This is a genomic window from Alloiococcus sp. CFN-8 (assembly GCF_049943125.1).
Taxonomy (GTDB): domain Bacteria; phylum Bacillota; class Clostridia; order Clostridiales; family Clostridiaceae; genus JAEXZL01.
In genome coordinates this window covers 3,706,502-3,731,772 of the sequence record NZ_CP188040.1, presented here as the reverse complement: position 1 = coordinate 3,731,772, position 25,271 = coordinate 3,706,502, and the positions used below count along the sequence as shown (strand labels likewise).

The 25,271-nt window shown below is 33.9% G+C and carries 22 protein-coding genes; 15 read left to right on the top strand and 7 right to left on the bottom strand.

The genetic code is table 11. From position 1 onward, the window contains the following. Positions 1 to 128: 128 nt before the first annotated feature. On the top strand, positions 129 to 779 hold the full coding sequence (locus ACPWSR_RS17665; RefSeq protein WP_426349540.1) for a ribonuclease H-like domain-containing protein: 651 nt from the start codon (positions 129 to 131) through the stop codon (positions 777 to 779). A 99-nt stretch (positions 780 to 878) separates the two neighbouring features. On the opposite strand, the gene gltX is transcribed toward ACPWSR_RS17665, so the two are convergent. After that, entirely contained in the window at positions 879 to 2,336 is a 1,458-nt protein-coding gene (gene gltX / locus ACPWSR_RS17660) for a glutamate--tRNA ligase (protein WP_426349539.1), read from the bottom strand. Between the two features lie 128 nt (positions 2,337 to 2,464). Continuing rightward, positions 2,465 to 3,298, bottom strand: coding sequence for a ComEC/Rec2 family competence protein (locus ACPWSR_RS17655; protein ID WP_426349538.1), 834 nt, complete (start codon positions 3,296 to 3,298; stop codon positions 2,465 to 2,467). Between the two features lie 203 nt (positions 3,299 to 3,501). On the opposite strand from ACPWSR_RS17655, the gene ACPWSR_RS17650 reads away from it, so the two are divergent. Together ACPWSR_RS17650 and ACPWSR_RS17645 are read left to right on the top strand one after the other, a co-directional pair. Next, entirely contained in the window at positions 3,502 to 4,146 is a 645-nt protein-coding gene (locus ACPWSR_RS17650; protein WP_426349537.1) for a lysophospholipid acyltransferase family protein, read from the top strand. A gap of 168 nt (positions 4,147 to 4,314) precedes the next feature. Continuing rightward, positions 4,315 to 6,060 (top strand): phosphoenolpyruvate carboxykinase, encoded by a 1,746-nt coding sequence (locus ACPWSR_RS17645; RefSeq protein WP_426349536.1) that lies wholly within the window; start codon positions 4,315 to 4,317, stop codon positions 6,058 to 6,060. Positions 6,061 to 6,097: 37 nt separating this feature from the next. Here the strand turns inward: ACPWSR_RS17645 and ACPWSR_RS17640 are convergent, their stop codons facing one another. Next, positions 6,098 to 6,301 (bottom strand): DUF378 domain-containing protein, encoded by a 204-nt coding sequence (locus tag ACPWSR_RS17640; protein ID WP_426349535.1) that lies wholly within the window; start codon positions 6,299 to 6,301, stop codon positions 6,098 to 6,100. Between the two features lie 123 nt (positions 6,302 to 6,424). Beyond that, positions 6,425 to 6,892 carry an Lrp/AsnC ligand binding domain-containing protein gene (locus tag ACPWSR_RS17635; protein WP_426349534.1) on the bottom strand — a complete coding sequence of 156 codons (468 nt, stop codon included), beginning with the start codon at positions 6,890 to 6,892 and terminating at the stop codon, positions 6,425 to 6,427. Between the two features lie 368 nt (positions 6,893 to 7,260). On the opposite strand from ACPWSR_RS17635, the gene ACPWSR_RS17630 reads away from it, so the two are divergent. Both ACPWSR_RS17630 and ACPWSR_RS17625 read left to right on the top strand, forming a co-directional pair. Then, a complete protein-coding gene (locus ACPWSR_RS17630; RefSeq protein ID WP_426349533.1) occupies positions 7,261 to 9,462 on the top strand; it encodes a stage V sporulation protein D in 2,202 nt (733 codons plus the stop codon). 109 nt (positions 9,463 to 9,571) lie between these two features. Next, positions 9,572 to 9,898 carry a hypothetical protein gene (locus ACPWSR_RS17625; RefSeq protein WP_426349532.1) on the top strand — a complete coding sequence of 109 codons (327 nt, stop codon included), beginning with the start codon at positions 9,572 to 9,574 and terminating at the stop codon, positions 9,896 to 9,898. Between the two features lie 22 nt (positions 9,899 to 9,920). Here the strand turns inward: ACPWSR_RS17625 and ACPWSR_RS17620 are convergent, their stop codons facing one another. Beyond that, complete coding sequence (locus tag ACPWSR_RS17620) at positions 9,921 to 10,922, bottom strand: CehA/McbA family metallohydrolase (protein ID WP_426349531.1); 1,002 nt, start codon at positions 10,920 to 10,922, stop codon at positions 9,921 to 9,923. A gap of 119 nt (positions 10,923 to 11,041) precedes the next feature. Beyond that, the gene (locus ACPWSR_RS17615; protein WP_426349530.1) at positions 11,042 to 14,089 is read right to left on the bottom strand and encodes a vitamin B12-dependent ribonucleotide reductase; all 3,048 of its coding nucleotides are present in this window, start codon (positions 14,087 to 14,089) and stop codon (positions 11,042 to 11,044) included. 212 nt (positions 14,090 to 14,301) lie between these two features. Here ACPWSR_RS17615 and ACPWSR_RS17610 point away from each other — a divergent pair, with 212 nt between their 5' ends. Further along, entirely contained in the window at positions 14,302 to 14,811 is a 510-nt protein-coding gene (locus ACPWSR_RS17610; RefSeq protein WP_426349529.1) for a gamma carbonic anhydrase family protein, read from the top strand. Between the two features lie 99 nt (positions 14,812 to 14,910). Further along, a complete protein-coding gene (locus tag ACPWSR_RS17605; RefSeq protein ID WP_426349528.1) occupies positions 14,911 to 15,333 on the top strand; it encodes a YaaR family protein in 423 nt (140 codons plus the stop codon). Positions 15,334 to 15,398: 65 nt separating this feature from the next. On the opposite strand, the gene ACPWSR_RS17600 is transcribed toward ACPWSR_RS17605, so the two are convergent. Continuing rightward, entirely contained in the window at positions 15,399 to 17,303 is a 1,905-nt protein-coding gene (locus ACPWSR_RS17600) for an NAD(+) synthase (protein WP_426349527.1), read from the bottom strand. Positions 17,304 to 17,800: 497 nt separating this feature from the next. Between ACPWSR_RS17600 and ACPWSR_RS17595 the strand changes: the two genes are divergently transcribed. The 8 genes from ACPWSR_RS17595 (at position 17,801) to ACPWSR_RS17560 (ending at position 25,268) form a co-directional block, all read left to right on the top strand. After that, complete coding sequence (locus ACPWSR_RS17595; RefSeq protein ID WP_426349526.1) at positions 17,801 to 19,039, top strand: 4Fe-4S dicluster domain-containing protein; 1,239 nt, start codon at positions 17,801 to 17,803, stop codon at positions 19,037 to 19,039. 20 nt (positions 19,040 to 19,059) lie between these two features. Further along, the gene (locus ACPWSR_RS17590; protein WP_426349525.1) at positions 19,060 to 19,971 is read left to right on the top strand and encodes an RnfABCDGE type electron transport complex subunit D; all 912 of its coding nucleotides are present in this window, start codon (positions 19,060 to 19,062) and stop codon (positions 19,969 to 19,971) included. A 1-nt stretch (position 19,972) separates the two neighbouring features. Next, a complete protein-coding gene (locus ACPWSR_RS17585) occupies positions 19,973 to 20,953 on the top strand; it encodes an RnfABCDGE type electron transport complex subunit G (protein WP_426349524.1) in 981 nt (326 codons plus the stop codon). 9 nt (positions 20,954 to 20,962) lie between these two features. Further along, positions 20,963 to 21,646: an electron transport complex subunit RsxE gene (rsxE, locus tag ACPWSR_RS17580; RefSeq protein WP_426349523.1), complete on the top strand. Its 684-nt coding sequence runs from the start codon at positions 20,963 to 20,965 to the stop codon at positions 21,644 to 21,646. Between the two features lie 19 nt (positions 21,647 to 21,665). Continuing rightward, positions 21,666 to 22,238, top strand: coding sequence for an electron transport complex protein RnfA (locus tag ACPWSR_RS17575; RefSeq protein WP_426349522.1), 573 nt, complete (start codon positions 21,666 to 21,668; stop codon positions 22,236 to 22,238). Positions 22,239 to 22,251: 13 nt separating this feature from the next. After that, a complete protein-coding gene (locus ACPWSR_RS17570; RefSeq protein WP_426349521.1) occupies positions 22,252 to 23,055 on the top strand; it encodes an RnfABCDGE type electron transport complex subunit B in 804 nt (267 codons plus the stop codon). A gap of 92 nt (positions 23,056 to 23,147) precedes the next feature. Next, a complete protein-coding gene (gene ymfI / locus ACPWSR_RS17565; RefSeq protein ID WP_426349520.1) occupies positions 23,148 to 23,888 on the top strand; it encodes an elongation factor P 5-aminopentanone reductase in 741 nt (246 codons plus the stop codon). 138 nt (positions 23,889 to 24,026) lie between these two features. Beyond that, positions 24,027 to 25,268, top strand: a complete 1,242-nt coding sequence (locus ACPWSR_RS17560; RefSeq protein WP_426349519.1) for a M16 family metallopeptidase — start codon at positions 24,027 to 24,029, stop codon at positions 25,266 to 25,268. The last annotated feature ends 3 nt before the right edge of the window (positions 25,269 to 25,271 follow it).

The window sequence follows — 25,271 nt, the reverse complement described above, 5'->3', positions numbered from 1 at the left end:
TTTTTTTATTTATAAGGTATATTCATTATAAAAGAATATATATAGATTCTTTATTTCATCAATTATTTAAATATTTATAAAAATGTGAGATAATAAGACATATGAAGACTTGAGAAAAGAGTGATATAGTGATAGTTAAAGAAAATTTAATAGAGGTGGTAAACCTCACCGATGTCAATGCTCTTATTGTAGAAGAACATAGAGACATATTTAAGGATGCAGTCTTCTTTGATTTGGAGCATTATGTATATAAGAAACCTATATGCATAGGGGTTTTTGGCTGCTGCTATTATTCAAAAGAAAGCAACTCTCTAGTATGTACACAGTATATGATTGAAAATAGAAGAGAGAGCGTGGAAATACTACATTTAGCTCAAAAATACTTTGAAGATATGATAATGAAGGGGAAGAAATACATAATTACTTTTTCAGGAAATAATGATTTTCATGTAATCAATTATTTACTGGATAAGTTTGAAATAGATTTTAAGATTTTGGACCATTTTATTCATGTGGATATTCAGAAGGAATATGAAAAGAAATTTAAAGAAAGTATTGGGTTAAAGGCTTTAGAGAAAAAGTTCGGAATTGAAAGAGAAGGGGAGCTGATAAGTGGCTCAAATCTTGCAAAAACCTTCAGCAAGGTGATTAAGGATAAGGACTATATAGTAAGGATGCCTGGTGAAAAGATTGATAAAATCCTTCAATATAATGAACAGGATGTAGTAAACTTATTTCACATTGTATTAAACTGGGATACAATAACAACAAACCCATAATTTTGGCTTCTATTATCGGGGGCTAAAAACAAAACCTGTATGAAATCATACAGGTTTTGTTTTTTGTAATGAAAGTATATAGTTAACTAGTTGGAAATACTATATTGATTTTTTTAGATTTTCTATAGCTATTTTTATTCTTTTAATTGATTCATCCTTTCCGAGGATGTCAGCGAGCTCTACATATCCACCAGGAGAGCTTTGAAGACCAGATAAGGCAGAGCGAATAGGCCACATTATAAGACCATTTTTAATACCTTTATCTGTAGCATAGGAAGTGACAAGGGAAGCTATGGTATCCTCATTCCATTGTTCTAAGGCTTCAAGGCTTGGTAATATAGCTTCTAAATTTTCTATAGAATTCTCTATAGTTGTCTTCATTTTCTTATGAACAAAAATATCTGTGTTATATTCAGGTAGAGCTTTAAAGAATTGAATCTTTTCTGGTATATCACTAAGTATTTCTACCCTTGTATGAAGGAGCTCAGATATTTTGTAGCTCTTAACATGTTCTGGTAGTATTCCTTCGTAATAAGTAGTTGCCATTTCATGGAATTTATCTAAGGAAAGGTTTTTGATGTATTCGCCATTCATCCATCTAAGCTTCACTACATCAAATATTGCAGGGGATTTATTGATGTTTTTATAATCAAATATTTCTACTAGCCTTTCCAGGGAGAATATTTCCTCGTTAGTTCCTGGATTCCAACCAAGTAGAGCAATATAGTTTAGTACCGCTTCCTTGAGATAACCCTGTGCTATTAGATCTTGAAAGGAAGCATCTCCATTTCTTTTGCTCAGCTTGTTCTGTGCATCCTTCATGATAGGTGGGCAGTGAACATATATAGGCACATCCCAGCCAAAGGCTTCATAAAGCCTGTTGTATTTAGGTGAAGAGGATAGATATTCGCTTCCTCTTACCACATGGGTGATTTTCATAAGATGATCATCTACCACATTGGCAAAATTATATGTTGGAAGTCCATCGGATTTAATAAGTATCATATCTTCCAATTCTGAGTTGTCAACAGATATAGTGCCGTATATAACATCATGGAACTCTGTCTTTCCTTCTGTTGGATTATTTTGTCTTATTACATAAGGCATACCGCTGTTTAGCTTTTCCTCTATTTCTTCCTTAGAAAGATGCAGGCAGTGCTTATCGTATTTTGGATTTTGATGATTATCCTCTAAGCCTTCTTTTAATGATTCTAGACGATGCTTATCGCAAAAGCAGTAATATGCCTGGCCTTTTTTTATTAGCTCCTTAGCATAGTCTAAATAGATACCTTTTCTATCACTCTGAACATAGGGACCGAATTCTCCACCTATATCTGGACCCTCATCATGTATTAAGCCAGTATCCTTTAAGGTCTTAAAGATTACATCTGTTGCTCCTTCAACAAAACGTTCTTGATCTGTATCCTCAATTCTAAGAATAAAGTCACCATCTTCGTGCTTAGCTATGAGATAAGCATATAATGCTGTTCTCAAATTACCTATATGCATATAGCCTGTTGGGCTGGGGGCAAACCTGGTTCTGATTTTATTATTCATTTTATTCACTCCTATATAATGCGTATTATTTACTTAAGGATGTAAAATGCTTAAGAAATATATCTTTGTATCAATGGATTTTACCTATTAACTATCATAAACTAGGGTAATTTTTATGTCAATATATCCTAAGGAATGATAATATCTTTACCATTGCTAATAATTGTTATAGTTCCCATGGTATCTGTTCGTAATACTTTAATATTTAGCTTCCTTAACCTATCTAGAATTATAGGAGATGGATGATTATAGTCATTACCAAGGCCACAGCTTATTACAGTAATTTTAGGTGCTAATGCTCTTAAAAAAGAATCGGTGCTGGAGGTTTTACTTCCATGATGACCCAACTTAATCAAATCTACCTTAAGCTTTGGATAATCGCTGATAAGCTCATTTTCAATGGCTTCTTCAGCATCACCGGTAAAGAGATAGGTGGTGTTCTTATAGGTTAATAATGCCACTGCTGAGTAGTTATTAATATTATCATAGCTAGCTTCAGAAGGAGAGAGAAAATTTATTTGTGCCTCTTTATCTAATGCAATACTTTTACCTTTCTTTATTGTATTTATAGATATATTCTTATCCCTTAAAGCCTTAACCATGTTTACAAAGCTTTCATCACTGCTTAATACCTTTGGTGCCTGAAAGCTCTTTATTTTAAAGGACTTAATTATACCATCCATTCCTCCTATGTGATCCGCATGGGGATGGGTTGCGATAACCATATCCAGCTTTTTTATTCTTTTATCTTTTAAGTATTTTATTAGATGCTTTTCGCTGTAGTCTGGACCTGAATCTATTAATATATTTTTATTCTTGTACTGTATTAATATACTATCTCCCTGACCTACATCTATAAAGGATATATTCAAAGGATACAATTTATTGTAATGATTTTTAATGCATCCTATGCTTGAAACCATCAAAATAAGTATTATAAAGGCTAAGAGTACTTTTTTCATATTTTCTCCTTAAAAAAAATTACTGCGCTACTACTAGTATTGACGGATTTAGATAAACTGTTACATACTATACTAGTTATTATTGAAACACTGGTGATTAATAGAGTATAATAAACTTTGACGATTTGATGGGATGTGATTACTTGAAAACTTTAATAATAGGCATTTACTATATCCTATATATGTTATTCATGGGGATAAGATTGATTAAACTCAATTTTTTACTTAGGTTTAAAGGAGAGAAGGCAGCGGAGGAATACAAAAATAAGGTAGCTTTAAACTGGAGCAGACACACCTTAAAGGTAATAAATATGAGTTATGACGCTTACGGATTAGATAATATACCATCTGAAAATTGTTTGTTTGTTGCCAATCATCAAAGTATATTAGATGTACCTCTTTTAATAGATGCTGTGAAGAGACCCATTGCCTTTGTAGCCAAGAAGGAGCTTAAGAAGATACCTATTCTTAGGGGATGGGTTGGGGCTTTAAACTGTTTATTTCTAGATAGAAGCAATAATAGAGAAGCAATAAAAACCATAAATCATGGCATAGAGCTTTTAAAGTCAGGGACATCTATGGGAATATTTCCGGAAGGTACCAGGGCAAAGGATGGTGCCATAAAAGAATTTAAAAAGGGTAGCTTAAGACTAGCTATACGCTCTAAGAAGCCTATAGTTCCTGTAGCGATTTCCGGCAGCTATAAGGGTCTTGAGGAGAAGGGAAGATTAGTTTCTGCTAGAGTTAAAATTACCTTTCTAGAACCGATTTATACAGAGAATATCTCTAAGGAGGAACAGAATAACCTGACCGAGATTATTAGAGAAAATATAAGTAAATATTTATAATTCTTGCCTCCCAGTTAGCTGGGAGGTGTTTTTTTATTCTTCTTAATTTACTAAAAAATGAAGAATTATCATATGATGGCTGCAGATACTGTGATATAATTAGCTTATTATAGTAATAAATGCAATAAATGAAATTCAAACAATAATATTTGGAATTTGGAGGATGAGATGATCAAAGAATTTTCGTTTAGTAATGATAAAGCTATGATGAATTTTTCTGTACTTTACTGTGATAGTCAGGAAAAGGTATTAAGATCAAATGGTTTTTATAGGTTGATGTCAGTATATATAGAAAAAAGAAAAAAGAGGAACTCTAATATATATAAATATATTAATGATGAGATACCTGGAAAAAACGATGATGAAAAGATAAATAATATAATTAAGCTCTTTCAGCTTCTTACGGTAATGAATGCTGATGAAATTATTACCATGGAGCACAGCTACAAAAAAATCCTTACAGAAAAGTCACAGCTTATAGCTCTTATAGAGGATATTTATAGCTTTTGGAGAAAAATTGAAAGATATACAATTGTTGAAAATAATAGAATTAATAAGGGAATTGCTTCTGTAACCTTTGAGGAAGCAAATACTAAGTTTTCTTACTTAATATTAGATTTATATAGAAACATAGAGAAGCATGTTCTAGGTATTGTTCCTAAAGTATATAGACAGGTCCCCGCTGGTGGTAATGCAAGCTTGTTGATCAAGAAAATGCCGTGGCCAATTCCAAATGATTATACTCAGCTGGAAGGAATACCTTTCATAGATACAATAAGCCTTGAAACCCCTTTTATTACTTATCCAAAGAAGAACACGAGAGATGGTTATTTTGAAGAAATAAACTATAATCCAGTAGTTAGATGCTCAATAAATAAGGAACATTGGTTTTGCTTTCCCATTAAGGTTGGAGAGCTTTTAGCTTTTATATATTTTCATAGAGATTTTATGGATCATGGTGTATCCTTATGTAATCTTTTTGAAATAGCTAAGGATGAAGAATATAGAGGGAAGAAGCCTGATATTATTTATGTATTTGGTGCAAAGGACCCATCAGAGGAAGTTAAAACAGTATTCTATGATGATGAAAAGAATGATATAATGCTTGGATATGTAAGCTATGGAGATAAGATAGATTATTTTGGTTACATGAAAAAAATGACTTTAACTCTTCATAATCTGTTGATGATAAAAAGAGGCTGTCTTCCTATCCATGGTGCTATGGTTAATATAGTGATGAAGAATGGCAAGTCTGCGAATGTCATCATAGTAGGAGATAGTGGTGCAGGAAAGTCAGAGAGCCTAGAGGCATTTAGAAGCTTGAGCGAGGAATATATTAGTGATATGACTATTGTATTTGACGATATGGGCACTTTAAAAATGGAAAAAGATCAAATAAAAGCATATGGAACGGAGATTGGAGCTTTTGTTAGATTGGATGATTTAGACCAAGGATATGCTTTTAAAGAGATAGATAAAAGTATTTTTATGAATCCAGACAAAACTAATGCTAGACTAGTTATGCCTGTAGCTACCTACGATGAAATAATGAGAGGCTACAATGTAGACTTTTTGTTATATGCAAATAATTTTTCTGAAGTAAAGGAAGGCGAAAAGGCTATTGAGTTATTTAAAGAACCAGGTGATGCCGTTATTACCTTTAAAGAAGGAAAAAGATTGGCTAAAGGCACTACTTCCGAGGAGGGGCTTGTTAAATCATATTTTGCAAATCCTTTTGGTCCTCATCAAAAGCAGAAAGAAACGGATAAATTACTAGAGTATTATTTTGAGGAATGCTTTAAAGAGAATATTAAGGTAGGAGTAATAAAAACTTCCCTAGCCTTAAAGAATATGGAAAAAATTGGACCTAGAAACGCTGCTGTAGAATTATTTAGACTGATTAAAGAATTATAAAAATGATGGAGCCTTCCTGGTGGAAGGCTCATAATTATTATTGATTATTGCTGTTATTCTTGCCGTAAAAGGTTATAGCATATAAGCCAGCTAATCCTATAAGAGCATATATCACTCTTGAGAATCCTGTCATAACACCAAAAATTGCTGCAACTAAGTCAAAGCTGAAAAATCCTATTAGCCCCCAGTTAACAGCACCTATAATAACCAATGTGAGAGCAATTACATCTAATGTTTTCATTTAATTACCTCCTGTGGTTGAATAAAATGAAGCCATATTTGTATCTAATATGCTTGTAATTTAGTATTTACATAAATTAAAAACCTATGCATAAGCATAGGTTTTTTTATAAGTATAAAAATATTAAAGATGGATATTTCTATCTATGGGTTGAGATAATGATACAAAGGTATCAGTCCTCTGAATTCCCTGAATTGTATTTATGCTATTCATTAATAAATCCTGAAGATGAGATATGCTCTTACATACTACCTTAGCATAAATAGAATAATTTCCTGTGGTTAAATGAAGCTCTACTACTTCCTTGATATTTTTCATTTCTTCTATTACATAGGAAAAAGAAGAAGTCTTATCTACATAGATTCCTACAAAGCAGCACACGTCATAGCCAAGCTTTGGAAGATCTAGAAGAATACGTGTACCTTTGATTATACCTAAATCCTCCATTTTCTTCATTCTTACATGAATTGTTCCACCGCTCACGTGGCAAACTCTGGCAATTTCTAGGTATGGTGTTCTACAATCCTTAATCAATATATCAAGTATTTGCAAGTCCAAATCATCAAGCTGGTTAATGTGAGATACTGACACAAAATCACCCCATTAAAAATATATTAGTTACAATTTCATACTCTATATTTATATTTTATCAAAAAAAATAATAGGTTACTAGGAAAATAGTAATAATTTTTTTCCTTTTACTTATAAAATATTTATAAATAGGCTAAAATGGAAGAAAATATAGAGATGTAAATCTAGATAATATGCAGGATAGATAGATAAATAGCGATGTAATATGATGATTATGTATAAAATAACAAAACATAATTAAAATGTATTAAATGGAATAAGTTGATGTATTGTTATCTTTATCATATAATTAAACTAAATATTTTATAATAATAGATTAAGTAAACAAGTAATACATAACAAAATTTCCTTATATGGGAGGGCTTTCTATGGCGTTGAAGAAAACTAAAGAAGCTATACGTAAAAATTATATACTGGTAATGTTAGGGTTAGCCATTCTTTTATTTTCAGTATTAGGAGGAAGGCTTGTTTATTTAATGATTGTAAAAGGGAATGAATATGGAGCCATGGCTTCTGAACAGTGGACAAACCGTTTAATCATAAATGGTAAGCGAGGAAGAATATTGGATACAAATTATAATGAACTTGCTATTAGTGGAGATGTTTATAGGATTGATTTGGATCTCAGCGCAATAGATGCTTTTATAATAAATAATAATTTAAATGATAAAAAAGAGAAAATAGATAAAAATATTATTGCTAACCAGTTGGCTGAGGCATTGCAGATTGATCCCTCCCAGATATTAGAGAAGCTAAATTTAAAAGACGAAAATGGAGCTGCTGCTACATACGCCGTTCTTCAAAGAAAAGTAGAAAAGGATAAAGCTGACGCTGTAAAGGAGCTTAAGATTAGTGGAGTGGTTATTTCTAATGATACAGTTAGGTATTATCCTAATAACAGTTTTCTTTCCCATGTTATGGGGGTTACAGGAAATGATGGAGAAGGATTAACAGGCCTTGAATACTTGTATAACAATATATTGGAAGGTACCCCTGGAGCTAGGCTAGTGGAAATGGGGATGAATAAGCAATCTCTTCCCTATACCACAGTGCAATATACTAAGCCGATAAACGGTAAAGATTTGGTACTTACCATAGATGAAAATATACAGTATTATGCAGAAAAAGCTGCTGAAAAGGCTTTTGAAGAAAATAAAGCCAAGGCTGTTACAATAATAGTTATGAATCCAAACAATGGTGAAATATTAGCCCTTGTAAATAAGCCTGATTATGATGCTAATAACCCGCGAAACGGAGCTAATAGCTATGATGAACTTCAACAAAGGTGGAGAAATAGAGCAGTGAGTGATACCTTTGAGCCTGGCTCTATATTCAAGGTAATTACTGCAATTACTGCCATGGAGCAGGGAGTAGTGAATGATAGCAGTACATTTACTTGTTCTGGTAGTACAGTAATAGATGGCCAAACAATAAGATGTTGGAAGACTGAAGGACACGGCTCTCAGAGCTTTTCAGATATTATCAAAAATTCCTGCAATATGGGTTTCATACAGTTAGCAAATTTAATCGGGAAAGAGAAGCTCCAGGAGTACATAACCTTATTTGGATTTGGCAAGGAAACAGGAATAGATCTACCTGGTGAAGCAACTGGAATCATAAAGCCTCTAGAAGATATGGCTGATTCTGATTTAGCTACTATTAGCTTTGGACACACTAATACTTTAAATACTATTCAGTATATGGCTGCTTTAAACTCTATAGCTAATGGTGGTACCTGGATTACTCCTCATATTTTAAAGGAGATTGTTCATACAGATGATAATGAAACTCTTATTGTAGATAGTGTCTTTGATAATATTCGAAAGGAACAGATAATTAAAGAGAGTAATGCATCGGTATTAAGAAGTCACTTGGAAAGAGTGGTTACAGAAGGATCTTCATCTACAACCTATATAGAAGGCTATAGGATAGCCGGAAAGACTGGAACAGCACAGAAGGTAATTAATGGACATTATGGAGATGGAAAATATATTTCCTCTTTTGCTGGCATGGCTCCATCAGATAATCCACAGATTACTTTGATGGTTACTATTGATGAACCTAGCAATGGGGAATATTATGCAAGCCAAGTGGCTGCTCCTTATGCTAAGATGGTATTTAATGATATTTTTAATTATATATCCATCAGTCCAGAGGGAAGCTTAGAAAGTATAGCAAAGAATATTCAAAAAGAAGTTGTAATCCCAGATCTTAGGGGTATACCTGCTGAAGATGCTATAGAGGCTTTTAGAAAAGAAGGGTTAAATTATGAAGCTGAAGGCAGCGGAAATTATATTATGGATATAAGTCCAAAACCTGGATATTCAGTTAAAGAAGGCACAGAGATAAATATATATCTAGGAGATGGCAGTGATTATAATAAAGATGTAGTAGTACCAGATTTAAGAGGTTATAGCAAGCAGAGTGCATTAGAGTTATTAAATAAGCTGAACCTTCAAGGTAATTTCAGTGGTGAGGGTATGGTATCAGAACAAAGTATAAATCCAAATGAATTTGTAAAGAGGGGGACAAGCATAGATATTATTCTAAAATATGTGATAGGAGATTAAATAATTTATAGATTTCTAATAAGCTATTGATAATTATAGCTTATTAAAATAATATAGTAGTGGGGATTATATCGAAGATTAGAAATATCAACAGGAAAGGAAGATCAGCTTGGATACATTTATATGGATTCTATTTATAATCGCCTTATCCTTAGGAACCTTCATAGCTTATAATTTTTTGAACAAATATGTTCTTTATAAGCTTAAGATAAATCGTTGGGCTATTCTTTCTATAGCAATGGTTGTTTTAATAGCTCCAGCATTTTTATCTTTGAATACACCTATATGGATGGGGATTCAATCAGCAATTTTTGTAGTGCTCTTCTTATGGTTTGTTGACTTAACTAAACTAAAAAAAGAAGAGGCTAAGAAGATTAAAATTAGGCCAAAAGCAAAGCCTAATAGAGTAAAGTATAGCTCGAAAGATAAAAAATAAAAAGCTCTTTAAGAGCTTTTTATTATTTTACGAATATTGGTGAGCTTAATGCTTCTCTCTCCTTTTTTTTGTCAAAATAAACTCTCACTACATAATAAGTATTATTTACTAATGAGGGAATAGAAAACAAATATCTAACTCTGTGAAGCTCTAGATTATCTATAGATTTTATTATTTTTCCTCCATTTGATATTATTTCTACAGAGTAAATTTTATTTTCCTTATCCTCACAAATTATATTAAAGTTTAACATCAGGTTCTCTTCATAGGGGAGGGTGCCACCCATTAAAATATCATTAATATAATAGTATAGGGTAAAGGTTTTTGATTCTGTAGAAAAGATTCTTAATTCACTATAGGCTTTAATAATACTTTTTTTGTCTAATTCTGAGCAAATGACAGCAGTAAGATTTTGGCTGTCACCATAGTTTAGCTTATGATTATCCTGGCTGTTTATAGCGCCCAGTTCCCAACCTCTATCTAAAAGAGAAAAATAAATTTCATCATATCTTTTATATTTATGAGGATATATACCATTTCCCACCTCTACATAGCGGATATATTTGTTAAGTTCTTTGGAATAGGGTAAGGAAAATATTTTTTTGTTAGGGTGGTTAAAGCCACCAATTGATTCCTTAGTTAGAATCAACCATAAGAGAAGGGCTTTATAATCTGATATTTCACCGGTAAAAAAACTCTTGCTGTTAATCAAATTTATATCGCAGCCATAAGTTGTAGTAACTTCAAAACCACGTATTATGATTAATTCCTTATTTTTCTTATGATTGCCTTTAATTATCTTTTCTAAGGATCGCCATTTTGAAATAACCTTATTCTTAAAGAAGGTATTATCTTCTAGATAGTTGTTATGATCCGTTATGAATATATAATCAAGCTTATTCTTTTTTGAATATTCTATAGCCTCCGTAGGAGAGCTTTTTCCTGTTGAATAATTTGTATGGCAGTGAGGGATGCCGTAATAATGTCTTAGATTTAAATAATGATTATTTGCTTTTTTATCCATAAAAAAAGCTCCTAGGTAGTGTTCATTATACATTATATGATTCATATATTATCTTTGATATAAAAGAAAAGAGATTATAAAGAATAGTACCTTTATAATCTCTTTTATAAAAGATAAATTTAGCTACAGCCTGTAGTGGAACCACAATCCTGACAAAGCATGCAGGTTCCATTACGAACCATACGAGTACTTGAGCAGGTTGGGCATACGCTGCCATATACTCTTTCTCCCTTTGATGAAGTATTATCATCAGAAGAAGTGTTTTCAGCTGTCTTTGGCTCTTCTACTTTTATAGGAGATGCTTCTATTGTAGAGGTTACTGGGGTTGAAGCTGCTATTTCAGATGAAGGGTTCTTTTCAAAGCCTTCCGGCTTCACCTGGCACCTAGTATAATCACCTAGTTCTATATCTATAATTTTGCTTATTAAATCGGAAATTGATGATACGTATTTTATATAAGGGTGTCTCTGAACAAAACCATGTGGTTCATACATCTGACCTCTAAGCATTCTTGAAATGTCCTGAGGTGGTACATGGTATTGAAGCATAACTGAAATTGATTTTGAGAGAGAGTTCAGAAGCCCTGTAATAATAGTTCCTTCTCTATCGGTGGAAATATATATTTCAATAATTTCTCCATTTTCGTTTCTGTTAACAGTGGTGTATATCTTAACATCGTCTATTTGTGCAGGATGAGTTTTTCCGTACCTTACCCCTTGAGGCTTAGCTCTTCTCTTATAGTTGATAAGATTGGAATTCAATTCTTCTGCCCTTTTCAAAAGGTCATTGTAGCTTAAATCCTCAAGCTTACTATCTATTTCTTCATCCATAGAGGTGTTAAGAGGCTGACTGGCCTTACAGCCATCCCTGTATATAGTTATTCCCTTAACTCCTAAGTTCCAAGAAAGTATTGTTATATTTTTTATATCCTCTACTGTTGCTGTTTTTGGCAGATTAACAGTCTTTGATATAGCACCAGATATAAGTGGAGATAGTGCAGCTACCATCTTTACATGGCCTTCTGGAGCTATAAATCTGCTACCAGTACCACAGGTATTTGCAGTATCAAATACAGAATAATGCTCTTCCTTAAGATGAGGAGCTCCTTCTATCTTACCATCTACCAGTTTTTCGTATTCATAGCCATCTTTTTCTACCTTTTCAGTTCTAGTTATATAATTCAGTATATCCTTAATTTCCTGACTGGTATATCCAAGATTTTTAAGAGACAATTCTATAACAGGATTTACTAGAGTCATAAATCCTCCGCCAGCAAGCTTCTTATATACTATATGACTGAAGAAAGGTTCTATGGAAGTAGCTCCACAATCCATTGCAAAGGAAATTGTACCTGTAGGTGCAACAACAGTAACTTGAGCATTTCTATAGCCATTTTGCTTTCCGGACTCTAAAGCATTAACCCAAACATTTTTTAAGGTTTCGCTGAAGCTATCTAAGTTCATAAGCTCTAATAGATTGTGATCCACCATATAAGGCTTTACGTTAATATCAATAAAGTCACCTTTGATAGAACCAGCAGCAATAGCATGATTATGGATTACTCTCAGCATATGATTCTTATTGATATCATACATAGCAAAAGGTCCTACGGCCTTAGCCATGAGAGAAGAAACATAATAGGATTGTCCTGTGAGGATTCCAGCAAGGGAGCTGGCTAGAGTTCTTGCTCTTTCGGAATCATAAGGGAGGCCCATTACCATTAAAAGTGATGCTAAATTAGCTACTCCAAGACCAGTTGTTCTGAAGTTATAGGTTTTTCTTGCTATATCCTTAGTTGGATACTGACCCCACTGGATGGATGCTTCCAGAAGTAATTGATTAAAGGATATAATGTGCAGATAGCCCTCCATATCAAAGGTATTAGTCTTCTCATCGTAAAAATTATACAGATTTATTGAAGAAAGATTACAGGAGGTATCATCTAAGAAAGCATACTCTCCACAAGGGTTTGTGGAATTTAATTGATTATGCTTTGCAAAGTAATCACCATCTTCTCCACCAGGGCAAGTATGCCATGCATTAAAGGTATCATTGAACTGTGGAGCAGGATCTGCGCACTTCCAGGAGGATTCGTTCATTAAATCCCAAAGCTTCTTGACCTTAACCTTTCTGTTTACGGAATCATCAAGTCTTCCTTTTAGCTCTATCTCTGATTCTGGATCCTTGTGTAAATCAGTAACCTTTTGCATAAATTCATCGGATATTCTTATGGAGTTATTGCTATTTTGACCAGAAACCGTAGCATAAGCCTCTCCATTAAAGTCTGAATCATAGCCCATTTTTATGAGAGCTCTAACCTTATCCTCTTCATTGGCCTTCCAGCTCATAAATTCTTCTATTTCAGGATGGTCAATATCTATACATACCATCTTAGCGGCTCTTCTTGTGGTTCCACCAGATTTAATAGCACCGGCATTCCTATCGAAGCCTTTTAGGAAGCTCATAAGACCTGAGGATACCCCACCACCTGATAGCTTTTCTCCTTCAGCTCTAAGAGAGGAGAAATTGGTTCCTGTTCCTGAACCACCTTTAAATAGCTTAGTTTCAGTAACAAATTGTTCTGATATAGAATGTTCACCAAGAAGCTTATCTTCTACGGAAACAATAAAGCAGGCGGAGGCTTGAGTTCTAGTATAGTTATCTGGGGATTCTACAACCTTACCCAGCTTTTCATCATAGTAATAGTTACCTTGAGGAGAACCTTTGATGCCATATTTTAAGGCTAAACCAGTATTAAACCATTGAGGAGAATTAGGAGCATATAGCTGAGCTAAAAGTCCATAAACCATTTCGTCATAGAAAATGGAAGCTTCCTCCTCAGTCTTAATTATGCCTTCTTCAATGAGAGCATCACGCCAAAAGCTCACAAGCCTATCCGCAACCATTCTCATGCTTTCTTCAGCACCGCTCTTTGTTGGAACACCAGCTCTCCTGAAATATTTAGAAGCTATTATGTCACAGGAGTTCTGTGAATAATGAGTTGGGAATTCTAAGTCTTTCATTTCTGTTAAAGTTTTACCAGTTTTGTAATCTTTTAAAAGAACGTCTACCTTTTTCCATTGAAATAAATCAAATACAGTTAAGGATTCATTTTTTTCCAAATCCTTAGTATAATATCTTTTGAAGAGACTATGTATATCAGCCATTTAGCAACCTCCCAATTATTTAAATCACTATATATAGTGGTTTTTAAAATTTGTCACACTATATGTTGAATATAAAAATTATATATTATTTGATGATATTATTCAATAAGTAAAAACTATAAATATATAAATATAAACTTTGTTTATGTATTATTAATACAGTTACCTAGTTATTTCGTAGTTAACAAAAAAATATATCGAGGTGATATTCTATGATAAAAAAATATAATAACATGAATCCAAATATTTCTCCAGAAGCCTTTGTAGCAGAAAATTCTACAGTAATAGGAAATGTTACCATAAATGAGAGGGCTAGTGTCTGGTATGGGGCGGTCCTTAGAGGAGATGAGGAGGGTATAACAATTGGTGAATGCAGCAATGTTCAGGACAATGCAGTGATTCATACGGATAAGGATAAACCAGCCTTTGTAGGCAAAAATGTTACTATTGGACATGGAGCAATTATCCATGGATGTACTATAGAGGATGAGGTAATTGTGGGGATGGGAGCAATAATACTTAATGGTGCACATATAGGAAAAAATACTATTATAGGCGCTGGTTCTCTTATATCAGAAAATAAAATTATACCTGAGGAAGTATTATGCTATGGCTTTCCCGCAAAGGTTATTAGAACACTTACTTTAGAAGAAATAGATAGTATTAGGGTATCTGCGGAGGAATATAAAGAAAAGGCAATTTTACATAAAGGGGAGGAATAGGTATAAATATTTTTAAAAATTCTACGATAAAATATATATTCAATATATTAATTGAAATGAAGAATATTTTTTAAGGCCAATGAAGGAGGTTGACAAAGAGTGGAGATATCTTCCGTAAGAAAAGGGAGTAGTATAGCTGTAGATAGGAAGAAGATTAAAACAAAAAAAGATTTCTCCCAGAGCTTTGACCTCGCCAGGGAAAGACGTAATGAGGATGAATTAAAGAAGAGCTTAGAGGAAATAAAGAAAAAAGGTAACCGCCTTTCCATAACAAAATGCTATAGTGATGTTAAGGAATATAAAAGACTAATCCAGGAATATCTTAAAGAGGTATTGGCGTATATGTGTTCTGTAAATAAAGCTATTAGTTTTTGGCAAACGCAATACTTTATAACAGTAGATACCATAGATGAAAAGCTTAGAGAGCTCACTGAGCTTCTGCTCAGTGAGGAAAAGGAGAATTTAAAGGTAGCATCTACTATTGAAGAAATACAAGGGTTAATAATAGATATATATAAATAAAACTGCTGTGAAAGCTTAAAGCTTATACAGCAGTTTTTTTCTTAGGAATGGGTTAATCTAAATTTTTATTTGAAGGAGGAGAAGCTAGCATCAGATGGCATTCGCCAATCACCTCTTGGGGATAGGCTAACAGTTCCAACCTTAGGTCCATCAGGAAGGGCAGAGCGCTTAAACTGTTGAGTGAAGAATCTTCTTATGAATACCTCATACCACTTAGTGATTGTATCTTTTGAATAGCTATCCTTAAATGCCTGTTCTGCCAAGAATATTATTTTTTCCTTAGGATAACCAAAGCGAACAAAATAATATAGATAGAAATCATGGAGCTCGTAAGGACCTATTATATCTTCAGTCTTCTGGACTATATCTCCTTTATCGTCTTTAGGAAGAAGCTCAGGACTAACTGGCGTATATAGAATATCCATTAAAATATCACCTATCTCCCCAGGAAGTTTAAACTCTGCAGCATACTGAACTAAATACCTTATAAGGGTTTTGGGGACAGAGCAGTTTACAGAATACATTGACATGTGGTCACCATTATATGTACACCAACCTAAGGCTAGCTCTGAAAGGTCGCCAGTACCTATGAGGATAGCACTCTCCTTATTAGCGTAATCCATTAATATTTGTGTTCTTTCTCTTGCCTGAACATTTTCATAGGTAACGTCATGGATGGAAGGATCATGACCTATATCCTCAAAATGCTTAAGGCAGGCTTCAACGATATTTATTTCTTTTAGGGTAGTTCCAAGCTTAGTGCAAAGATTAATGGCGTTATTATAGGTCCTATCAGTTGTGCCGAAGCCTGGCATGGTTATTGTAATAATATTTTCCATAGGAAGCTTAAGAAGCTCATAGGTCTTAACAGCAACTATTAGAGCTAAGGTGGAATCCAATCCGCCAGAAATACCAATAACAACCTTTTTAGCTCCCGTATGTTCTAATCGCTTTGCTAAAGCCGAGCCTTGAATATTTAATATTTCCTCACAGCGTTCCTGTCTAGTATCCTCACGGGATGGGACAAAAGGATGCTTTGATATATATCGATTGAATTCTCCGATTTCTAGGCTGTCAAAGGTGAAGCTAACTTCTGTTATGGGGGAGCTAAACAATGCTATATTGTCCCTGTAGCTAAGATTACGTCTTCTCTCAGAGGAAAGCTTATCAAGATCAATAATTGCAGTGATAATTTCATTTTCTCTTTGGAACCGTTCGTTTTCAGATAAAATAGTACCATTCTCACTTATCAATAAATGACCACTAAATAATAAATCTGTAGTAGATTCATACACGCCACTAGAGGAATAAACGTAGGAACAGATAGCTCTAGCACTTTGAGAAGCTACAAGGTCCTTTCTGTAATAATATTTTGAAACCAATTCGTTAGAAGCAGATAGGTTACCAATAATATTAGCTCCTAGAAGTGCTAAAAAGGAGCTAGGAGGAATAGTAACCCATAGATCCTCGCAAATTTCAAAGGCAAACTTTGCTTCTCCAGAATTAAATATAATATTTGTACCAAAGGGGACAGACTTTTGAAAGGGTAAATTTACCATATCTGTATGCATAGTTTTGGCGCCAGTAAACCAACGTTTTTCATAGAATTCACTATAGTTAGGTATATGAGTTTTAGGAACTATACCTAAAAGTTTTCCTTTAAAAATTACAAAGGAGCAGTTATAGAGAGTATAGTTATATTCATAAGGAGCGCCTACAGCTATTAATATATCCTTGTCAACACTATAAGAGCACAGCTCCTCAATACCGTTAAGGGACTTATTTAAGAGCTCTTTTTGTAAAAACAAGTCACCACAGCTGTAGGAGGTAATGGAAAGCTCAGGAAAAACAATCATTTTCGATTTTTCCTTTAATGCCTTTTCAATACAAAGCTTTATATTCTCTATATTGTAGCTTACATCAGCTACCTTAGTTATTGGACAAGCAGAACTAACCTTAATAAAATTCATTTAATCACCTCTTGTTTTATGTGAGTGTTTTTTCTTTTACTGCATATAAGGTTATATATAATTATATTAAAGCATAAATATTTTTTTTAGAAAACAATTATAAAAATTATTAATTTATTATTATTGAAACGTATAAAAAATAGCTAGCCTTGGCTATAATATAAATGCCTTTAGGCATCGTAGGATTTTTTTACTTGCTGCATTTAATGCAGCTTTTTTTTATTGTGTGTATATTGTATTAAAATTTATTATTAAATTGCTAGTCAAGAGCTTCTATAAATAGAAATTTAGTTAAAAAATTAACATACATAAAAGGATAAAAAAAGAAATTAATCCGATGTAAAGGTTATTCATATGTAAAAATTGGATGAATTTATATAATGAATTTATAAACTTTGTTAAAAAATATGTAATAACTTGTAAATATGTTAAGTGTATGTTAATATATACGGGAAAAGGATTGTACTTAACGATTTTAGCTTTAAGGAGGAGTTTTTGTGGGGCTTTTCAAAAGAGAAAAAGTACTTATTAATAATAGGCTTGATTCCCTAAATTTAGAGGTTATTGATGCTGGAGAAGAAGTGGTATATAACCTAATTTTAGGAAATGATAACGTTTATAAGCCTACTGTTAAGGTTGGGGATGAGATAGAGGTTGGTATGGCAATTGCTAAAAGCACTCTCATTCCAGAAGGTTTTTTATATAGTTCTGTTTCTGGAAAGGTTAAAAAGCTGATTGATAGCTATGATTATAAAGGTAGAAAAACTGCTGCTATATTGATAGAGAATAACAAGGTTAATTCAGTTTATAACGGTTTAACAGAAGGACATAACGATAAAATCTCTTTGTTAGAAGGATTAAAGAAATATCACCTGCTAGATACTAAGGGAAACGAATTATATCACAACTATAATAGAGATTTAGATGAAGTAACTACAATAATTTACAATGCTACTCATTGGGATTCAAGCACGTTAGCTACACCATATCATCTCAATGCATCTACCAAGGAAATATTAGAAGCAGTCAATGTGCTTAAAGACACATACAAAAATGCCTCTATTTTTTTTGTCTTTGACAAAGCTTCCTCCTATAATTTTGAGAAATTAGAGAGGACATGCACCTCTGTGCATTTTAAGTTGGTTGATAAAAGCTATGGATATGATATGTCCAGTTTATTAGTTAAGGAAAATTTCCCAAAAGAGTCAGAGAGAAGTGTTATAGTTGATGAGTTTAAGAGTTTAATGAGCATATATAAGGCAGTATGCCTCAACGAGCCTATAACCGAGGAAATTGTTTCTGTATCAGTTAACGATAGCTTTACAAAGCTTATAAAGGTTAAGATAGGGACAAAGATAAAGGATATAGCAACGGCCTTAGATATTAAGGAAAGTGATTATCAAAAGGTCATCAGAAATGGAGTTATTTCAGGCAAAGCGTTAGTTAGTACTGAAGTTTCTGTAAACCAAGGTACGGCTAGTATAGACTATGTACAAGTTAAGGGTTTAGATAAAGAAAGAGCTTGCATTAGATGTGGAGCCTGTGTACGAGTTTGCCCAGTACAGCTTTATCCAATGGAGTTAGTAAAGCATTCAAATAAAAATACTCTAGATAATTTTAAAAAGTATAAGGGTATGGATTGTGTTGAATGCGGTCTATGTTCCTATTACTGCCCTTCAAAGATCAGCTTAGCTCATAGGATTTCCTTAGGTAAGAGCTACTTAACCAAAGTATAAGCATTTAGGGGGACTATAAAATGGAGAATAGATTACTTAAAGTTTCAGCCTTTCCTCATATAAAGGCGAAAGATAGTGTTAAAACAATTATGCTAGATGTAATAATAGCCTTATTACCTGCTATGCTTATGGGAATTAGGTTTTATGGCATAGATGCTGCAATTATTTATGCATCCACAATAGGTGCAGCTTTATTATCAGAATTACTCTGGAATAAGGTGGTAAAGGGAGAGTTTGTTTTAGAGGATTTTAGTGGAGCAGTTACTGCTATATTAATTTCTTTAATTATGCCAAGCTATGTAGCCCCTTGGGTTCCTGCAGTTGCTACAGTTTTTGTGATTATAATATTAAAGCAATGCTTTGGTGGTTTAGGTGGTAATTTTATAAATCCAGCAGCTACAGCTAAGGTATTTATCATTGCTTCCTGGACTTCACAGCTGATACAGCCAGCTACAGATGGGTTAACATCAGCTAGTGCTAGTGCATATACACCTAGCCTTAAGGAAATATTCCTTGGATATGCTAGTGGAAATATCGGTGAAGCATCCATACTGGCTTTGATAATTGGTGGTTTATACCTTCTTTTCAGAGGAAGAATAGATGGTAAGGGAACCTTAGCCTTCTTAGGCTCTGTGGCACTCTTTAGCTTTGTTATTGGAGCTGATGGGTTGTTCAAGGGAAATGTCATAGATGGTTTAATGGTAGGTAATATTTTTCTTGTTGGTATATTCATGGTTAATGACTTTGTAACCACACCTGTTACTTCTGTTGGAAAGATAATCTTTGGAGCAGGCTGTGGGTTACTAACCGTTTTATTTAAAGTAATAGGTCATAACTCCGATGGAGCTTTCTATGCAATAATGCTTATGAACCTGTTTACACCGATGATTGATTCCTTTACAATGCCAAAAGCAAAAAAGGAGGCTGTGTAATATGAAGGAAAACTTAAAGCTTGGATTAATACTTCTTATGATCACTGCTGTAGCAGGTATAGCTCTGGGTCTGGCAAATGCTACAACAAAGGATGCTATAGCTATGAACTCAAAAATCAGTGTTGAAGAGCTAGCTTCATTGCTACCAGGGGCTGAATCTGTAGAAGTTTATGAAACCTTTGATGAAGGAAATATAGTTGAGGTAATGGAAGCGTCCAATGGGGATGAGACTGTTGGATACATTGTTAAGGTTGCATCTCCAGGTTTCCATGGAAATATTGAAATGCTTGTAGGAATAAATAGTGAAGGGGTAGAAACTGGGATTAAAATACTAACCCATGGAGAAACTCCTGGCGTTGGATCTAAGATAGAAAATGCAGATTTCCAAGAGAGATTTAAGGATAGACCTACTGAAGAGGAATTTAAGCTTGTTAAAACTGAAAGTAGTAACGATTATGAAATTCAAGGAATAACAGGTGCTAGTATATCTTCTACAGCAGTAGTTACTGGAGTAAATGCTGCGGTAAAATACTACAAGAGTGCTATTTTGGGAGAAGAAGTGGTAGAAGAAAAGCCAGGAATAAATCTTGATAAGCTTAATTTATCAGGTGGAGAGCTTACAGCTATTGATTCCTTAGATAAAGAATTAGCTAAAGAAGTTAATGAAGTGAAGATCAATGGTGCTATAGGTGCATATATTATCACAACAGAAGTGAAAGGTGCTCAGGACCAGATGACTGTGGCTACTGCAATAGATATTAACAGTAACACTATATTAGGTATACAAGTTTTAGAACAAGCAGAAACTCCAGGTCTGGGAGATCTTATTTGTGAGGATGACTTTACAGGAAAATTCCAAGGCTTATCCTCAGCTGATGAGGTTCAAGTTGATATTATTTCTGGAGCAACAATAAGCTCTGAGGCTGTTATTGAAGCTGTTAATAACGCTTTAGATTATTACAATACTAATATAAATAGGTAGGTGAGGACAGTGAAAAAATATATAGAGAGAATTAAAAATGGAGTTATAACAGAAAACCCTATTTTTGTACAAGTACTAGCTATGTGTCCTACCTTAGCAGTAACCTCCAGTGCAGAAAATGCTGTAGGTATGGGCGCTGCTACAACCTTAGTTTTAATATTTTCCAACTTTCTTATTTCTGCTTTAAGAAAAGTAATTCCTGACAAGATAAGAATTCCAGCTTACATTGTTATTATTGCAAGCTTTGTAACTGTAGTAGACATGCTTATGGAGGGATTCCTACCTTCCTTATATAAATCCTTAGGGATATTCATACCACTGATTGTTGTTAACTGCGTTATTCTAGGAAGAGCAGAAGCTTATGCAGCTAAAAATGGTATAGTTGCCTCCATTTTTGATGCTATAGGTATGGGACTTGGATTTACTGCTTCTTTATTTGCGGTAGGAGTAGTAAGAGAAATCATCGGTAATGGAACTATCCTTGGATTACAGATCATGCCTGCTAGCTATCAACCAGCAGCAATTATGATACTAGCACCAGGAGCATTCTTTGCACTAGGAGTGTTAATGACCCTTATAAATTACATTAACCTGAAGAGAACAAATGGTCAGGCTAAGAATTTAGAGCATGATTGCAGCAGCTGTGCAATGGGCTGTGGTGGAAAATGCGGTAGCATCGATTTAATAAAATAAAGGATTGTAGGTGAATGCTATGAGAATATTTACGATATTTTTAAGCTCCATGCTTATAAATAATTTTCTATTATCAAAGTTCCTTGGTATTTGCTCCTTTCTAGGAGTATCTAAAAAGAAGGACGCAGCTTTAGGAATGGGTTTGGCAGTAACATTTGTAATGACCTTAGCTTCTATAATGTCCTTTCTGGTTTATGAATTACTTGAATTATTAAATATAGAATATTTATCTACTATAGCTTTTGTACTAGTTATAGCAGCACTAGTTCAATTTGTAGAAATGTTTATTAAGAAGATGAGCCCAGGGCTATATAAATCCTTAGGTATTTACCTTCCTCTTATAACTACAAACTGTGCAGTGCTAGGTATGGCATTATTAAATGTTCAAGAAAGCCATAATCTTATAGAAAGTATCGCAAATGGATTAGGAGCAGCCTTAGGTTATATGCTTGGAATACTTCTACTGGCTTTCATAAGAGAAAAGACTGATAATAATGAAGCTATACCAGTACCTCTTAGAGGATTGCCAATTACGTTATTTACTGCAGGGTTTATGTCCTTAGCCTTTCTAGGCTTCCAGGGCCTTTTATAGGAGGTAGTTACTGATGAATATTAGCGAATTATTATTTCCGGTCCTTAGTTTAGGCGGTTTAGGCTTAGTGTTTGGTACATTACTTGGCTATGCATCACAAAAGTTCCAGGTTGAAGTGGATCCTATGATTCCATTAGTAAGAGAAGCACTTCCAGGAGCTAACTGTGGAGGCTGTGGTTTTGCAGGTTGTGATGCTTTTGCTCAGGCTGTTGTAGAGGGAAATGCTAATCCTAATGGATGTTCTGTAGGGGGAAGCAGCACTACCTTAAAGATTGGTGAAATATTGTGTGTATCTGTAGATGCAGCGGAAAAAAAGGTTGCATATGTAAAGTGTAATGGAGACTGTACAAGTAGTAAAAATTTGTATAAGTATGATGAAAAAATTGATTGCCTTATGGCTATGAGTCTACCTGGTGAAGGTGCTAAGGCCTGCAATCATGGATGCTTAGGTCTTGGAAGCTGTATTAAGGTCTGTGAATTCGGTGCCTTATCCATAGTTAATGATATAGCTGTTGTTGATGAGGAAAAATGTACTTCCTGTGGAGCCTGTGTCAACATATGCCCTAAAAATCTTATAGAGATAGTTCCTCAAAATAAGAGAGTTAGAGTTAGCTGTAATTCAAAGGATATGGGTAAGAATGTTAGAGAAAACTGTTCTGTAGGCTGTATCGGTTGCCGTCTATGTGAAAGAAATTGTGAATTTGGAGCAATCACTATTGGAAATAATTTAGCTCATGTAGACTATGATAAATGTACTCAATGTGGGGTATGTGTAACAAAGTGTCCTACAAAAGCTATTAAGGGAATAGAAAATTAATAATTGGCATGACTTATGTATATAAGTCATGCTTTTCTATTAGGAAGGATTAATGATATAATTTACTATTATAATTATTAGGAGTGAAGAAAATGAAGCTTTCAAATAGGGTTGCAATTGTTACTGGAGCTTCTAGAGGCATTGGAAGAGCAATAGCCTTAGAGCTGGCTAGGGAAGGTGCAAGCGTTGTTATTAATTATAGGAGCAGCAGAGAAGAAGCCTTAAGGCTCCTAGAAGAAATAAAAAACAATGGAGGCTCAGCTATTGTCTGCAAAGCCGATGTTTCCATAGCAATTGAAGCCAAAGCACTTGTGGAGGAGGCAATTCTTCATTATGGAAGGGTAGATATACTAATAAATAATGCAGGTATATCTCATATAGGCCTATTCATGGATATGTCCTATGAAGATATCAATAATATTATTAATACTGACCTGTTAGGTGCTATAAATACTACCAAAGCAATAGTGGATATAATGATAGCTAGAAAGGCCGGAGTGATAGTTAATATTTCTTCTATATGGGGAGAAGCCGGGGCATCCTGTGAGGCAGTTTATTCGGCAGCAAAGGCTGCTATTAATGGCTTTACTAAAGCGTTAGCCAAGGAGCTTGGACCATCAAATATCAGGATTAATGCCGTTGCACCAGGGGTAATAGAAACAGAAATGAATTCTTGGCTTTCAATGGAGGATAAAGAATTAATTCAGGAAGATATTCCTTTATGCAGAATGGGAAGCTCAGAAGAGGTAGCAAAGGTTGTAGCTTTTCTCTGCAGTGAAGATTCCTCATATATAACTGGACAAATAATAAATGTTAATGGTGGAATGTTATAGTAAATATAGGAAATAAAGTATTTATTTTCGTATAGCTATGCTATATTATAAGCATAGCAATTACAGAAGCCCTTGCTACAGCAAGGATAAGGAAATAGTGATGTATTAAACATATATAATCAGTTAAGGAGATCGTTGATGAAGGATTTAAATTTTAACTCATATGTTCATAAACTAAATAATGGACTTAAGGTTATTACTATAAAAAGAGACACACAATTAGCTTCTGTCCATATAGGATTAAAGATAGGTGCGATATATGAGTCATCAAGAGAAAAAGGTATCAGTCATCTTATAGAGCATATGCTTTTTAAAGGAACTGAGAAGAGAGATAATGAGAAGCTAAATGAGGAGCTGGAGTTTCTTGGGGGACAGTATAATGCTTATACGGATTATAATTGCACTGTATATGGTGTTACTGCATTGAAAGAGGAGCTTAAAAATGGATTAGAGCTTTTAAGTGATATGATAATAAACCCTGTTTTTGATATAGAGGAGCTTAAAAAGGAAAAAAAGGTTATTTGTGCAGAAATAAAGGCTAGTAAAGATGATATTGAAGACTATAGCTTGAAGAAAATACATGAGGCGGCCTTTGATAAAAGCCCACTAAAGCATGATGTGGCAGGTACTGAGAGCAGTGTGAATAGAATAAGCAGGAAGATGCTTGTTGATTATTATAAAAGCTATTATACTCCTGATAATAGTATAATCACTGTAGTTTCATCCTATGACCATAAAGAGGCTTTCTCTATGATAGAGGAGTATTTTTCAAATTGGCAGGGGAAAAGAACAATTGAGGTTCCTATAATAAAAGAGAATAATAGACCAGTAGAAAAAGTATCTCACAAACAGGATATGGAACTATCTACTGTCACCTATTTATATACTTATCATGACATGGATAAAGACATGGAGCTTCCACTAAAAATACTGAATATGAGATTAGGTGAGAGCTCTAATTCTATACTTTTTAGAGAATTAAGAGAAAAAAGAGGCTTAGCTTATGATGTTTATACTTATTTAGATATGAGCAAAAATGTTAAGAGCCTGTATATTTATACTGCCGTAGCAAAAGAAAATATAAATGAGACTATAAAAACTATTAATAGATGTATAGAGGATATTAAAAGTGGTGAGATTGTCTTCAATGATAAAACGGTAGAACTGATGAAAAAGGTTCATAAAACAGCAGTCCTTTCCACCCTAGAGGATCCAGCAGAGCTTGGAAATTATGTGCTTCACCAAAGCTTAGAAAATGAAGATATCTATGAGTATATAAGTGAAATGAAGGAATTGGAAGGACTCAGAGCTGATCATATTTACAGTGTTGCAGGCTGTGTGCTTAATGAACCAACAGTTCATATTCTTAAGTCCCTGTAAGGA

What these genes read in the sequence shown, in the direction of transcription:
- gltX (WP_426349539.1), bottom strand. Translation starts at nt 2,336, where the DNA reads ATGAATAATAAAATCAGAACCAGGTTTGCCCCCAGCCCAACAGGCTAT.
- ACPWSR_RS17655 (WP_426349538.1), bottom strand. Translation starts at nt 3,298, where the DNA reads ATGAAAAAAGTACTCTTAGCCTTTATAATACTTATTTTGATGGTTTCA.
- ACPWSR_RS17645 (WP_426349536.1), top strand. Translation starts at nt 4,315, where the DNA reads ATGATCAAAGAATTTTCGTTTAGTAATGATAAAGCTATGATGAATTTT.
- ACPWSR_RS17640 (WP_426349535.1), bottom strand. Translation starts at nt 6,301, where the DNA reads ATGAAAACATTAGATGTAATTGCTCTCACATTGGTTATTATAGGTGCT.
- ACPWSR_RS17630 (WP_426349533.1), top strand. Translation starts at nt 7,261, where the DNA reads ATGGCGTTGAAGAAAACTAAAGAAGCTATACGTAAAAATTATATACTG.
- ACPWSR_RS17620 (WP_426349531.1), bottom strand. Translation starts at nt 10,922, where the DNA reads ATGGATAAAAAAGCAAATAATCATTATTTAAATCTAAGACATTATTAC.
- ACPWSR_RS17615 (WP_426349530.1), bottom strand. Translation starts at nt 14,089, where the DNA reads ATGGCTGATATACATAGTCTCTTCAAAAGATATTATACTAAGGATTTG.
- ACPWSR_RS17610 (WP_426349529.1), top strand. Translation starts at nt 14,302, where the DNA reads ATGATAAAAAAATATAATAACATGAATCCAAATATTTCTCCAGAAGCC.
- ACPWSR_RS17600 (WP_426349527.1), bottom strand. Translation starts at nt 17,303, where the DNA reads ATGAATTTTATTAAGGTTAGTTCTGCTTGTCCAATAACTAAGGTAGCT.
- ACPWSR_RS17590 (WP_426349525.1), top strand. Translation starts at nt 19,060, where the DNA reads ATGGAGAATAGATTACTTAAAGTTTCAGCCTTTCCTCATATAAAGGCG.
- ACPWSR_RS17585 (WP_426349524.1), top strand. Translation starts at nt 19,973, where the DNA reads ATGAAGGAAAACTTAAAGCTTGGATTAATACTTCTTATGATCACTGCT.
- ACPWSR_RS17575 (WP_426349522.1), top strand. Translation starts at nt 21,666, where the DNA reads ATGAGAATATTTACGATATTTTTAAGCTCCATGCTTATAAATAATTTT.
- ACPWSR_RS17570 (WP_426349521.1), top strand. Translation starts at nt 22,252, where the DNA reads ATGAATATTAGCGAATTATTATTTCCGGTCCTTAGTTTAGGCGGTTTA.
- ymfI (WP_426349520.1), top strand. Translation starts at nt 23,148, where the DNA reads ATGAAGCTTTCAAATAGGGTTGCAATTGTTACTGGAGCTTCTAGAGGC.
- ACPWSR_RS17560 (WP_426349519.1), top strand. Translation starts at nt 24,027, where the DNA reads ATGAAGGATTTAAATTTTAACTCATATGTTCATAAACTAAATAATGGA.